This window comes from Billgrantia endophytica (assembly GCF_002879615.1).
GTDB classification, from domain to species: Bacteria; Pseudomonadota; Gammaproteobacteria; order Pseudomonadales; family Halomonadaceae; genus Halomonas; species Halomonas endophytica.
Genome location: NZ_PNRF01000017.1, coordinates 83,632 through 96,544, shown reverse-complemented (window position 1 = coordinate 96,544; position 12,913 = coordinate 83,632). Strand labels below are relative to the sequence as shown.

Below are 12,913 nucleotides of genomic sequence, written 5' to 3'. Positions count from 1 at the left end.
CTCGATTCCTCAGCCATGGGCCCGGGCCGGCGGCGATGCGGCGGGGCGATGATAGATCAGGTGGCGTCCCGGGCGGGCGAAGCCGACCAGCAGCAGGCCGGCCTCCCGGGCCTGTTCCACCGCCAGGGCCGTGGCTGCCGAGACGGCCACCAGGGCGCCGATGCCGGCGCTGGCGCTCTTGTGCACCATCTCGTAGCTGGCGCGGCTGGAAACCAGGGCGAAGCCGTCCGGGATGGGGCTGCCGCGGCGGGCCAGGGCGCCGATCAGCTTGTCCAGGGCGTTGTGGCGCCCCACGTCCTCCCTCACCAGTTGGATGCGCCCCCGGGTGTCGCACCAGGCGGCACCGTGGCAGGCGCCGGTGAGTGCCTGCAGGGTCTGATGATCGGCCAGATGCTTCAGGGCCTTCTGGATGGCGGCATCGTTCAGCGCCGGGGCCGTGACCCGGGGAATGGGGCGAATCGCCTGTTCCAGGGCCTCGGTGCCGCACAGGCCGCAGCCGGTGCGGCCGGCGAGATTGCGTCGCCGGGCCTTGAGCGCCGCCAGCCGCTGGCCGGCGATGCGCAGGTGCACCGCCAGGCCCCGGGCCTCCTCCCTTACCTCCAGGTCATGGCACTCGTGGAGGTGCGCCAGAATGCCCTCGGAGAGGCTGAAGCCCAGGGCGAGCTCCTCCAGGTCGGCGGGGCTCGCCATCATCACCGCGTGGGAGATGCCGTTGTAGACCAGGGCCACCGGTACTTCCCTGGCCAGGGCGTCTTTCGTGGGGGCGGCGAGGTGGCCGCTCGACCCTCGGCGCACCTCCACCGGGTGGTGCGCCACCGGCCGGTCCCACCTGTCGTCCCGCCGGTTCATGAGGCGGCTGCCTTGCCCGGCGCCTGCCGGGCCCCGGCCAGGTGGCGGCGCTGCTGACGGTCGAAGTCATCGAAGCGTCGCTGCCAGGCAGAGGGTTGGCTGACCTTCTCCACCTGCACCGCCGTGACCTTGTACTCGGGGCAGTTGGTGGCCCAGTCGGAGTTGTCGGTGGTGATCACGTTGGCACCGCTGCCCGGGTGATGGAAGGTGGTATAGACCACTCCCGGCTGCATGCGCTCGCTGAGCCGGGCGCGAAGCACCGTCTGGCCGGCGCGGCTGGTGATGCCCAGCCAGTCGCCGTTGCGGATGCCGCGCAGCTCGGCGTCGGAGGGGTGCAGCTCCAGCACATCCTCGTCGTGCCACCGCTGGTTGTCGGTGCGCCGGGTCTGGGCGCCGACATTGTACTGGGAGAGGATGCGCCCGGTGGTCAGCAGCAGCGGGAAGCGGCGGTTGGTGCGCTCTTCGGTGGCCACGTACTCGGTGATGGCGAAGCGCCCTCGGCCGATGGGGAAGTCGTCCGTATGCAGGGTCGGGGAGCCAAGGGGGTGGGCGTCGTTGCAGGGCCACTGCAGGCTGCCCTGGGCCTCGAGCCGCGCATAGCTGACCCCGGTGAAGCTTGGCGTGAGCCGGGCGATCTCGTCCATGATCTCCGACGGATGGGCGTAGTCCATGGGGTAGCCCAGGGCGCGGGCCAGCTCGACGGTGACCTCCCAGTCGGCCTTGCCGGCCAGTGGCGGCATCACCCGACGCACCCGGTTGATGCGCCGCTCGGCATTGGTGAAGGTGCCGTCCTTCTCCAGGAAGCTCGAGCCGGGCAGCAGCACATGGGCGTACTTGGCGGTTTCGTTGAGGAAGATGTCCTGGACGATCAGGCATTCCAGGGAGGAGAGCGCCGCCTCCACGTGCTGGGTGTTGGGATCGGACTGGGCGATGTCCTCGCCCTGCACGTAGAGCGCCTTGAAGCTGCCCTCGATGGCGGCGTCGAACATGTTGGGGATGCGCAGCCCCGGCTCGTCGTCCAGGGTGACGCCCCAGGCGGCCTCGAAGCGTCCACGGGCCTCGGCGTTGGCCACGTGCTGGTAGCCGGGCAGCTCATGGGGAAAGGAGCCCATGTCGCAGGAGCCCTGGACATTGTTCTGGCCGCGCAGCGGGTTCACCCCCACGCCTTCGCGGCCGATATTGCCGGTGGCCATGGCCAGGTTGGCGATGCCCATCACCATGGTGGAGCCCTGGCTGTGCTCGGTGACCCCCAGGCCATAGTAGATGGCGCCGTTGCCGGTGGCGTAGGTGCGCGCGGCCCGGCGCACGGCCTCGGCGGGTACCCCGGTGATCGCCTCGCTGGCCTCGGGGGAGTGGTGCGGTTCAACGATGAAGTCGCGCCAGGCCCGGTAGGCTTCGCCATCGCAGCGCCGGTCGATGAAATCGTGATCCTCCAGTCCCTCGGTGACGATCACATGCCCCAGGGCATTGATCAGTGCCACATTGGTGCCCGGACGCAGGGGCAGATGTTGTGCCTCCTTGAGGTGCGGGGTCTTCAGCAGATCGATGCGTCGCGGGTCGGCGACGATCAGGCGGGCCCCCTGGCGCAGGCGGCGGCGCATCAGCGAGCCGAACACCGGGTGGGCATCGGTGGGGTTGGCGCCGATCACCAGGATGGCATCGGCCTGCATCACCGAGTCGAAGGTCTGGGTGCCGGCGGACTCGCCCAGGGTGGTCTTGAGGCCGTAGCCGGTGGGAGAGTGGCAGACCCGGGCGCAGGTATCGGTGTTGTTGTTGCCGAAGGCCGCCCGCACCAGCTTCTGCACCAGATAGGTCTCCTCGTTGGTGCAGCGCGAGGAGGTGATGCCGCCGATGCTCTCGCGGCCGTATCTGGCCTGGATCGCCTTGAGGCGCGATGCGGCGAAGGCGAAGGCCTCTTCCCAGCTCACTTCGCGCCAGGGCTGATCGATGGTGTCGCGGATCATCGGTGTGGTGAGGCGATCGGGATGGGTGGCGTAGCCGAAGGCGAAGCGCCCCTTGACGCAGGAGTGACCGTGATTGGCGTCGCCGCCCTTGTAGGGCACCATCCGCACCAGCTGATCGCCCTTCATCTGCGCCTCGAAGGAGCAGCCGACCCCGCAGTAGGCGCAAGTGGTGACGATACTGTGCTCGGGCTGGCCGGCGTCGATGACACTCTTCTCCATCAGGGTGGCGGTGGGGCAGGCCTGGACGCAGGCGCCGCAGGAGACGCAGTCGGAGTCCATAAAGGCCTCCGCTTGTCCTGCTACGACTTGCGAATCGAAGCCGCGCCCCTCGATGGTCAGGGCGAAGGTGCCCTGTACCTCCTCGCAGGCCCGCACGCAGCGCGAGCAGACGATGCACTTGCTGGGGTCGAAGCTGAAGTAGGGGTTGGAGTGATCGGCCGCCGCGGCCAGGTGGTTCTCGCCCTCGAAGCCGTAGCGTACCTGGCGCAGCCCCACGGCACCGGCCATGTCCTGCAATTCGCAGTCGCCGTTGGCCGAGCAGGTGAGGCAGTCCAGGGGGTGATCGGAGATATACAGCTCCATGACGTTGCGGCGCAGCCGAGCCAGCCGCTCGTTCTGCGTGGCCACCCGCATGCCGGCCTCCACCGGGGTGGTGCAGGCGGCCGGGGTGCCGCGCTTGCCGTCCACCTGTACGGCGCACAGCCGGCAGGAGCCGAAGGCCTCCAGACTATCGGTGGCGCACAGCTTGGGAATCTGGATGCCGGCCAGGCTGGCGGCACGCAGCACCGAGGTACCCTCGGGCACGCTCACCGTGAAGCCATCGATCTCCAGGCTGACCAGCGTCTCGGAGAGTCGCGCCGGGGTGCCATGGTCCTTATCGAAAGAAACCTCGTTGGGATCGAAGTGTTGCAACATGACGTCATCCTCCTCCCGCTCAGCGCTGCAGGTCGTCGGGAAAGTGTTTCATCACACTCTGGACGGGGAAGGGTGTCATGCCCCCCATCGCGCAGAGGGATCCGTCTACCATGGTGTCACAGAGATCGGCCAGCAACTCGAGATTGGCTTCGCGGGCATTGCCGGCACGGATGCGATCGATGACCTCCACGCCGCGGGTCGAGCCGATGCGGCAGGGGGTACACTTGCCGCAGGACTCCACCTTGCAGAACTCCATGGAGAAGCGTGCCTGCTCCGCCATGTCGACGCTGTCGTCGAACATCACCACGCCGCCGTGGCCGAGCACCGCACTCTCTGCGGCGAAGGCCTCGTAGTCCAGCGGCAGGTCCCACTGGGCCTCGGGCAGGTAGGCGCCCAGGGGGCCACCCACCTGGACGGCGCGCAGCGGCCGGCCGCTGGCGGTGCCGCCACCGAAGCCCTCCATCAGCTCACGCAGGCTGGTGCCGAAGGCCAGCTCCACCAGGCCGCCGCGCCGGACATTGCCGGCCAGCTGCAGCGCCAGGGTGCCCCGGGAGCGGCCCATGCCGTAATCGGAGTAGGCCGAGGCCCCCTCGGCGAGGATATAGGGCACCGCGGCCAGCGACAGCACGTTGTTGACCACGGTGGGGCGCCCGAAGAGGCCCTCGATGGCCGGCAGCGGCGGTTTGAAGCGCACCAGGCCGCGTTTGCCCTCCAGGCTCTCCAGCAGCGCGGTCTCCTCGCCACAGATATAGGCGCCGGCCCCCAGGCGCACTTCCAGGTGGAAGCGCTGGCCGCTGCCGCGGATATCGTCGCCCAGGTAGCCGTCGGCCTCGGCGCGGACGATGGCCTCGTCGAGGATCGTCTTGGCCAGCGGGTATTCGGAGCGCAGGTAGATATAGCCCTGGGTGGCGCCCACGGCAAGGCCGGCGATGGCCATGCCCTCGATCAGCAGATAGGGGTCGCACTCCATCGCCAGGCGATCGGCGAAGGTGCCGGAGTCGCCCTCGTCGGCGTTGCAGACGATGTACTTCTGGTCCGCCTCGGTGTCGAGCACCGTCTGCCACTTGATGCCGGTGGGGAAGGCGGCGCCGCCACGGCCGCGCAGCCCCGAGGCCTTGATCTCCTCGACGATGGCCTGGGGCGTGCGGGTCAGGGCGACCGCCAGGCCACGGAAGCCGTCGTGGGCCAGGTAGTCGGCGAGGGAGAGCGGGTCGGTGAGGCCGATACGGGCGAAGGTAAGGCGCTGCTGGCGGGCGAACCAGGGCAGTGCCTCGGTGGCGCCCAGGGCCAGGGGATGGCCTCCTTCCAGCAGGCCCCCGTCGAGCAAGCCCCCATCGAGCAGGCTCGGGATATCGTCGGCGGTGACCGGGCCATAGGCCAGGCGGCCATCGGTGGTCTCCACTTCTACCAGGGGCTCCAGCCAGGCGGCACCGCGGGAGCCGTTGCGCACCAGGGTGATGGCCAGGCCACGGGCGCGGGTTTCCTGCACCAGGCGCTCGGCCACCTCGTCGGCGCCCAGGGAAAGGGCCGTGGTGTCGCGGGGCACGAAGACGCGAATGCTCATCCGACCACCTTCAGCAGCCGGGTGCGCAGCTCGTCGGTCAGGGTATCGAAGCGCTCGGGGGTCACCCGGCCCAGCACCCTGTCATCCACCCGGACAGTGGGGCCGCAGGCGCAGTTACCCAGGCAGTAGACCGCCTCCAGGGTGATCTCCCGATCGGCGGTGGTATGGTGAAAGTCGATGCCCAGGCGTGCCTTTGCGTGGGCCTCGAGCCGGCGGGCGCCCACCGCCTGGCAGGCCTCGGCGCGGCAGATCTGCACCACATGACGCCCGGGAGGCGTGGTGCGGAAGTGGTGGTAGAAGCTGATCACCCCGTGCACCTCGGCGCGGGTCTGGCCCAGGGCCTCGGCGATCGTCGCCACGGTGGCCTCCGGGATGAAGCCGAAACGATCCTGAATGGCATGCAGGATGGGCAGCAGCGCCCCCGGCTGGTGCTTCAGGGCATCGATCTCGGCCTGGATCGATTGCGGCGTCCACTCTCGAGACTCGCTCATCGCGCTTCCCCGATTCTTGTCGTCTCTGTTTATATAGGCACGTTCATTCCTATTTAAGAAACTGCGTGCGTCACGGTATCTATCAAAGCTAGCATCTGCGCTGAAATCACAAAATATGAAAGTTTGTTCCTATGAAGCGGATCACGATCACACCGGCCTGGTACTTCAGCGATGAAGCAGGCAATCAGATCGACCCGACCCTGTTTCTGCTGCTCGAGGCGGTGCATCGCCACGGCAAGCTGACCCGGGCCGCCGAGGACGTGGGCGTCTCCTACCGGCACGCCTGGAACCTGCTCAACAAGTGGGGGGAGTTCTTCGGCATCCCGCTGGCCGAACTGGCGCGGGGGCGGGGGGCGCGGCTCTCGCCGCTGGGCGAGAAGCTGCTGTGGGCCGAGCAGCGGGTGATCGCCCGCCTGGGGCCGCAGCTGGAGAGCCTGGGGTCGGAGCTCAATCTGGCCATCCAGCAGCAACTGGAGGGGGTCCAGCCGGTGTTGCGTCTGCATGCCAGTCATGGCTTTGCCGTGGAGCTGTTGCCGAAGCATCTTCGGGAGCTACGCCTCGACCTGCAATACTGCAGCCCCCGGGAGGCCCTGGTGGCGCTCCGTCGCGGCGCCTGCGACCTGGCTGGCTTCCACCTGCCCCAGGGCGAGGTGGGCAAGGCGATCAGCCGGGACTATCGCGACCTGCTCAAGCCGCGCAGCCACCGGGTGATCGGCTTCATCACCCGTCGCCAGGGGTTGATGGTGGCGCCGGGCAATCCCAAGGGGCTGCGTGACCTGGAGGGGCTGGCAGGAGGCTCGTTGCGCTTTATCAATCGCCAGGCGGCCTCCGGCACCCGGGCGCTGCTCGACGGCCTGCTGGCGATGGAGGGCATCGCGGCGTCACGTATCCGCGGCTATGAAGTGGAGGAGTACACTCACTCGGCGGTGGCCGCCTATGTAGCCGCCGGTATGGCCGACGCGGGCTTCGGGGTGGAGGCGGCGGCACGTCGCTTCGGGCTCGACTTCGTACCGCTGGCCATGGAGCACTACCTGCTGGTCTGCCATCAGCGCAGCCTGGCTGAGCCACGCTTTGCGTTCCTGCTCGAGGTGCTCAAGAGCGAGACCTTTCAGTCGGCGGTGAAGGCGCTGCCGGGTTATGCCCCGAACCGCTGCGGAGAGGTAACGAGTGTCGAGGCACTTTTCGAGGAGACGGACCCCGCCAGCTGGCGGGAGGCCAGCGCTTTCTGACGTACCTTTCTCAGGGTGCGTTCCAGTCCACGACACTGTCCCATGAGTAGCGTTCAGGCGGTGGTGAGGCACTGCAGCGCCATGGCGGCGGCGGCGGTGCGGTTTTCCACGCCGAGCTTGCGGAAGACCTGTTCCAGGTGCTTGTTGACGGTGCGTGGGCTGAGGTCGAGGATCTGGCCGATCTCGCGGTTGGTCTTGCCCTGGGCGATCCACAGCAGCACCTGCGCCTCGCGACGGGTGAGGCGTAGTTGAGTCTGGAGCAGCCGGCTTTCGTCGTCGCCGTCGCGGTGCAGCAGGCGGAACAGGTGTTCGCCGGGGGTGGATTCCCCGAGGTAGCGCAGGCGCAGTTCGCTGGGTGGCAGGTTGAGAGCCAACTGATCGCCGGGCTGGGGTTGTCGTTTCAACCAGCGTTGGATGTAGTCCGCCAGGTTGTCCAGGCGCTCGGGGCGCCGTTCGTCGTCACCGCCCAGCCACTGTTCCGCCTGAGGGGTGGCCCAGCGCCAGTGGCCCTGGTCGTCGGTGGAGAATGACGCCTGGCCGAGGCGGTCCAGGGCGGTGTGGGCGCTTTGGGTCAGGCGGGCGTTGTTGAGGTGCACGCGAATGCGGGCGATCAGTTCGTCGGTGCGTACCGGCTTGGTGACATAGTCCACGCCACCGGCTTCCAGGCCGCGTATCACATCCTCGGCATCGCAGAGCCCGGTCATGAAGATCACCGGTACGGCCGCCAGGTCCGGGCGGCTCTTGAGTCGTCGGCAGGTTTCGAAGCCGTCCATGTGGGGCATCACGGCATCCATGAGGATCAGGTCGGGAACCATCTTCTCGGCGATGTCGAGCGCCTGGGTGCCTTCCAGGGCGATCAGGGCGGTGAGTCCGGCCTGATCCAGGGCGTGGTGGATCATACCCAGGGAATCCGGGGAATCGTCCACCACCAGAATCAGGTCCTTGCGGGTGGCGACGGTCATGGGGGAGCCTCCAGCAGTCGTATCAGTCGATGGAAATCGAAACGGCTCAGCGCACTTTCCAGAGAGTCCGCCAGGGGCGTGGCTATCTCCCCGCTGCGGCGCGCTCGCCGCAGGCTGTCGCGCAGGCCGCGCAGGTGGCCGATCTCGGCCAGTGCGACCAGTTCGTCGCGCAGTGCGCCGTTCAGTTCCAGCGCTTTCAGTGGTATGCGGTCGGTCGTGTCGGCGCATGGCTCGCTGTGGTGCAACCAGTTCAGCTTGAGCTGCCTGGCCAGGGTGTCGAGCAGGGTGCCCAGCTTGAACGGCTTGATCAGGTAGTCGTCGTGCAGGCCGCCGGCCAGGGCGTCCACCTGGCTCTCCCGGGCGCTGGCCGAGAACATCACCAGCGGGCCGCGATAGCCCTGCTGGCGCAGACGGCGGGCGGTCTGCCAGCCGTCCAACCCTGGCATGGCCACGTCCATCAGCACCAGGTCCGGGGCGTTCTGGCGTGCCAGGACGAGGCCGGTCTGGCCGTCGGGCGCTTCGATGACCTGGAAGCCCAGCGGGGTGAGCATGTCGCTGATCAGCCCCCGGTGCGAGGGGTCGTCGTCGACGACCAACAGCGTGCGACGGTCACCCAGGTAGCCGTCGACGGGGTGGTCCGGCGTGCGTTCGGGTTCTCCTCGGGGGGCGCTGGAGAGCATCACCGAGAGGCGGAATTCGCTGCCCATGCCGGGGTGGCTGCTGACTTGAAGATCGCCGCCCATGATGTCGGTCAGCAGCTTGGTGATGGTCAGCCCCAGGCCGGTACCGTGCACCGCCGGCACGCCCGGTTTGCGCACCCGTTCGAAGGGACGAAAGATGCGCTGCATGTCTTCCTCGTCGATGCCGACGCCGGTATCGCGGATGGTGAATTCGGCCACCTGGTTGCGATAGCGGAAGTTCAGCGTCACGCGTCCCTGGTTGGTGAACTTGATGGCGTTGGAGAGCAGATTGATGAGGATCTGGCGCAGTCGCTTCTCGTCGGTGGTGACCCATTCCGGAATACGCCCTTGACTGTGGAAGACGAAGTCGATGCCCTTTTCCTGCGCCTGCAGGCGGAACATGACCACCAGTTCGTCGATCAGGGCGCTGACCCGGACCCGGTTGCGGTAGAGCTCCAGCCGCCCGGCCTCGATCTTGGAGATTTCCAGCAGACCTTCGATGAGGTCGGAAAGGTGTTCGGTGCTGCGGCGAATGGCGGCCACCGCCTCGCGGCGATTCTCGGGGATGTTCGGGTCGTGCTCCAGCAGTTGGGCATAGCCGAAGGCGGCGTTCAGCGGTGAGCGCAGCTCGTGGCTGAGTCCGGTGAGGTAGCGGCTTTTCGCCTGGTTGGCGGCTTCCGCCAGTTCCTTGGCTTGTTGCAGGGCAAGGTCGGTCTTCTCGTGGGCCTCGATCTCCGCCATCAGCATGCGCGTCTGGCGGTGGGACTCTTCCTGGGCGACCACTCGGCTTTCATGGGCGAGTACGAACAGCCAGGCCACCACGCCGCTGATGATCGCCAGGATGGCGAAGATCTTGGCCAGCGTGGTAGCCATCAGCTCGCGCATTTCCGGGCCCAGGTCGGGAAGCTGATAGAAGACCAGTACCAGAAAGCCCGCGATCACCAGGCTGATCAGGATCAGCAGTCCGAGGAAATGGCCCATGCGCGAATTGAGGTGCTTGAGCGCGCGCTCCGGCAGGATCGCGCCCAGCCAGTCGATGAGCTGTTGCTGGAAGCCGGCGTGCTGCTTGCAGGCGTCGTTGCAGCGTGCGTCCAGGGAGCAGCATAGCGAACAGATCGGGCTGTTGTAGGCGGGGCAGAAGGCCATGTCTTCGTCGTCGAAGTGGTGCTCGCAGATACAGCAGGGGCGGCCCCGGGTGGCGGTGGCCGGTTCCGGGGTACGGGCGATGTAGTAGCGACCACGGGTGTACAGGGCGATGGCCGGGGCGGCGATGAAGGCGGTGAGCAGCGCCAGGAAGGAGGCCAGTGCCGCCGGTGCTTCGCCCCACAGACCGAAACGCGCCGCCAGCGCCACGCCGGTGGCCAGCAGAACGGAGCCGAAGCCCACCGGGTTGAGGTCATAGAGGTAGGCGCGCTTGAACTCGATGTGCTTGGGGCTCAAGCCCAGCGGCTTGTTGATCACCAGGTCGGCCACCAGGGCACCGATCCAGGCCATCGCCACCATCGAGTAGCTGCCGAGGATGGCCTCGAAGGCCCGGTAGATGCCGATCTCCATCAGCACCAGGGCGATCATCACGTTGAACACCAGCCACACCACGCGGCCGGGGTGGCTGTGGGTGAGGCGCGAGAAGAAGTTCGACCAGGCGATGGAACCGGCGTAGGCGTTGGTGACGTTGATCTTGAGCTGGGAGAGCACCACGAAGATGCCGGCCAGGGCCATCAGCGTGGCGGGATGGGTGGTGATGTGGCCGAAGGCCACCAGGTACATGTGCATTGGCTCCTGGGCCTCGCCTCGCGACAGCCCGTGGGAGAAGGCCAGTACCGCCAGGAACGAGCCGGCCAGAGTCTTGATGGCGCCGACGATGACCCAGCCGGGCCCGCCGGCCAGCATCGCCAGCCACCAGCGCAGCCGTTTGCCTGGGGTGGGCTCGGGCAGGAAGCGCAGGAAGTCCACCTGCTCGCCGATCTGCGCCACCAGCGCGAACATCACCGTCGCCCCGGCACCGAACAGCAGCAGGTCGAAGCCGCCCCCCGGGTTGTCGAGGCCGTCGAAGTCCGACCAGCGCCCCAGCGATTCGGGGTCCTGGAACAGGATGAACACGAAAGGAGCCAGCTGCAGGATGATCCACAGCGGTTGGGTCCAGACCTGGAAGCGGCTGATGTAGGTGATGCCATGGGTGACGATGGGGATCACCACCAGCGAGCTGATCACATAGCCCAGCGTGAGGGGAATGCCGAACAGCACTTCCAGTGCCAGGGCCATGATCGCCGCTTCGAGGGCGAAGAAGATGAAGGTGAAGGTGGCGTAGATCAGCGAGGTCAGCGTGGAACCCAGGTAACCGAAGCCGGCGCCACGCGTGAGCAGGTCGATGTCGACGCCGTAGCGGGCGGCATAGTAGCTCACCGGCACGCCGAGCAGGAATATCGTCAGGCTCACCACGAGGATCGCCACGACCGCGTTGGTGAAGCCGTAGTTGAGGGTCATGGCCCCGCCGATGGCTTCCAGGGCGAGGAAGGAGATGGCACCCAGGGCGGTGAGCGCGACCCGGCTGGCGGACCAGCGGCGCGCCGACTTGGCGGTGAAGCGCAGCGCGAAGTCTTCCAGTGTCTGGTTGGCGACCCACTTGTTGTAGTTGCGCCTAACGCGAAAGATCCGCTGCTGAATCGTCATGCTTGCCCGTCCATTGCTGTGCGCTGGGGGGTACCCTGCACATGGCGTCTTGTTGTTTGCCCTTTCGTCGCGTGTGCCGTCGCTTGCGTCGCATCACGCGGACGACTGCTCACGCTAAAAGTAAGCGGAAAGGGTGGCGGAAGCCATTGGACTCTATCGCAGCCTATGTGCCGGGTCGCCGGGACGATATGCGTCAAATGACGTAGTGCCATGGAGTATTCCCCGCATGGGCGCCTGGCGGCGGGGTTCCCATACTTGATCGGCGAGGGACTCATACAACCCACTTCGCTGACCTGGGGACCGACATGAAAACAACCAAAGACACCACATCGCGGCGGCGCCGTCATTTACTGGCGGGGCTGGCGGCGCTACCGTTGGCGCTGGCGCTATCCACTTCCGTGTTCGCCAATCCATCCACCGAGGAGGTCAATACCACCGGCCTGGCGGTCACCGACGACACGGTGAGGGTCGGTATCCTGCACTCGCTGACCGGTACCATGGCGATCAGCGAGACCGGCTCGGTGGAAGCGGAGCAGCTGGCCATCGAGCAGATCAATGCCCAGGGCGGGGTGCTGGGGCGCCAGATCGAGCCGATCATCGAGGATGGCGCCAGCGACTGGCCGACCTTCGCCGACCGTACCCGCAAGCTGCTGACCCAGGACAACGTGGCGGCGATCTTCGGCGCCTGGACGTCCGCTTCGCGCAAGGCAATGCTGCCGGTGCTGGAGCGCGAGAACGGCCTGCTCTACTACCCGACCTTCTATGAAGGACTCGAGGAGTCGCCCAACGTCATCTACACGGGCCAGGAAGCCACCCAGCAGATCCTTGCCGGCATCGACTGGGCATGGAACGAGCAGGGCGCCCGCACCTTCTACCTGATCGGCTCGGACTACATCTGGCCGCGCACGTCGATGAAGATCGCGCGTATCCACATCGAGGACGTGCTCGGCGGCGAGGTGCTGGGCGAGGACTACGCGCCTCTCGGCCACACTTCCTTCGGTTCCAACATCAACCGCATCCGGCTGCGCAATCCCGACGTGATCTTCGCCGCCGTGGTCGGCGGCAGCAACGTGGCGTGGTTCCGCCAGCTCAATGCCGCCGGTATCAACGCCGAGAACCAGACGCTGCTGACCATCTCCGTCACCGAGGACGAAGTGCTGGGGATCGGCGGCGAGAACGTCGAGGGCTTCTACTCCTCGATGAAGTATTTCCAGAGCCTCGACAACGACAACAACGCCGCCTTCGTCGCAGCCTTCAAGGAGCGCTGGGGCGAGGATAGCGTGATCGGCGACGTGACCCAGGCCGCCTATCTCGGCCCCTGGCTGTGGAAGGCCGGCGTGGAGAAGGCCGGCAGCTTCGACGTCGATGCGGTCTCCGCCGCCATGGCCGACATCGAGCTGACCACGGCGCCCGAAGGCTACGTCAAGGTGCACCCGAACCGCCACCTGTGGAGCCAGACCCGCATCGGGCGCTGGAACGGCGATGGCCAGGCCACGGTGGTCTGGGAGTCCGATCTGATCGAGCCCAACCCGTTCCCGGAAGGCTATCAGTAAGCCCCACCCCTGGCCGTGGCGGCGCGATGCCGCCAC

Annotated in this window: 8 protein-coding genes; 2 read left to right on the top strand and 6 right to left on the bottom strand. The window is 67.1% G+C overall.

The genetic code is table 11. From position 1 onward, the window contains the following. Nucleotides 1–9: 9 nt before the first annotated feature. Genes fdhD through C1H69_RS09025 form a run of 4 tightly spaced genes read right to left on the bottom strand, consistent with a single transcriptional unit; the run spans nucleotide 10 to nucleotide 5,783 of the window. On the bottom strand, nucleotides 10–849 hold the full coding sequence (fdhD, locus tag C1H69_RS09040) for a formate dehydrogenase accessory sulfurtransferase FdhD (protein WP_102653078.1): 840 nt from the start codon (nucleotides 847–849) through the stop codon (nucleotides 10–12). Continuing rightward, entirely contained in the window at nucleotides 846–3,728 is a 2,883-nt protein-coding gene (fdhF, locus tag C1H69_RS09035) for a formate dehydrogenase subunit alpha (RefSeq protein WP_102653077.1), read from the bottom strand. Before fdhF ends, fdhD begins: the two co-directional genes overlap by 4 nt. A 19-nt stretch (nucleotides 3,729–3,747) precedes the next feature. Then, entirely contained in the window at nucleotides 3,748–5,292 is a 1,545-nt protein-coding gene (locus C1H69_RS09030) for a formate dehydrogenase beta subunit (protein ID WP_102653076.1), read from the bottom strand. Continuing rightward, nucleotides 5,289–5,783, bottom strand: a complete 495-nt coding sequence (locus C1H69_RS09025; protein ID WP_102653075.1) for a formate dehydrogenase subunit gamma — start codon at nucleotides 5,781–5,783, stop codon at nucleotides 5,289–5,291. Before C1H69_RS09025 ends, C1H69_RS09030 begins: the two co-directional genes overlap by 4 nt. 131 nt (nucleotides 5,784–5,914) lie before the next feature. Between C1H69_RS09025 and C1H69_RS09020 the strand changes: the two genes are divergently transcribed. Beyond that, nucleotides 5,915–7,012, top strand: coding sequence for a substrate-binding domain-containing protein (locus tag C1H69_RS09020; protein WP_102653074.1), 1,098 nt, complete (start codon nucleotides 5,915–5,917; stop codon nucleotides 7,010–7,012). A 53-nt stretch (nucleotides 7,013–7,065) separates the two neighbouring features. On the opposite strand, the gene C1H69_RS09015 is transcribed toward C1H69_RS09020, so the two are convergent. Together C1H69_RS09015 and C1H69_RS09010 are read right to left on the bottom strand one after the other, a co-directional pair. Then, nucleotides 7,066–7,974, bottom strand: coding sequence for a response regulator transcription factor (locus C1H69_RS09015; protein WP_102653073.1), 909 nt, complete (start codon nucleotides 7,972–7,974; stop codon nucleotides 7,066–7,068). Continuing rightward, complete coding sequence (locus C1H69_RS09010; RefSeq protein WP_102653072.1) at nucleotides 7,971–11,324, bottom strand: hybrid sensor histidine kinase/response regulator; 3,354 nt, start codon at nucleotides 11,322–11,324, stop codon at nucleotides 7,971–7,973. Before C1H69_RS09010 ends, C1H69_RS09015 begins: the two co-directional genes overlap by 4 nt. Before the next feature lie 305 nt (nucleotides 11,325–11,629). Between C1H69_RS09010 and urtA the strand changes: the two genes are divergently transcribed. Beyond that, nucleotides 11,630–12,877: an urea ABC transporter substrate-binding protein gene (urtA, locus tag C1H69_RS09005; RefSeq protein WP_102653071.1), complete on the top strand. Its 1,248-nt coding sequence runs from the start codon at nucleotides 11,630–11,632 to the stop codon at nucleotides 12,875–12,877. Nucleotides 12,878–12,913 lie beyond the last annotated feature (36 nt).

What these genes read in the sequence shown, in the direction of transcription:
- fdhF (WP_102653077.1), bottom strand. Translation starts at nt 3,728, where the DNA reads ATGTTGCAACACTTCGATCCCAACGAGGTTTCTTTCGATAAGGACCAT.
- C1H69_RS09025 (WP_102653075.1), bottom strand. Translation starts at nt 5,783, where the DNA reads ATGAGCGAGTCTCGAGAGTGGACGCCGCAATCGATCCAGGCCGAGATC.
- urtA (WP_102653071.1), top strand. Translation starts at nt 11,630, where the DNA reads ATGAAAACAACCAAAGACACCACATCGCGGCGGCGCCGTCATTTACTG.
- fdhD (WP_102653078.1), bottom strand. Translation starts at nt 849, where the DNA reads ATGAACCGGCGGGACGACAGGTGGGACCGGCCGGTGGCGCACCACCCG.
- C1H69_RS09030 (WP_102653076.1), bottom strand. Translation starts at nt 5,292, where the DNA reads ATGAGCATTCGCGTCTTCGTGCCCCGCGACACCACGGCCCTTTCCCTG.
- C1H69_RS09010 (WP_102653072.1), bottom strand. Translation starts at nt 11,324, where the DNA reads ATGACGATTCAGCAGCGGATCTTTCGCGTTAGGCGCAACTACAACAAG.
- C1H69_RS09015 (WP_102653073.1), bottom strand. Translation starts at nt 7,974, where the DNA reads ATGACCGTCGCCACCCGCAAGGACCTGATTCTGGTGGTGGACGATTCC.
- C1H69_RS09020 (WP_102653074.1), top strand. Translation starts at nt 5,915, where the DNA reads ATGAAGCGGATCACGATCACACCGGCCTGGTACTTCAGCGATGAAGCA.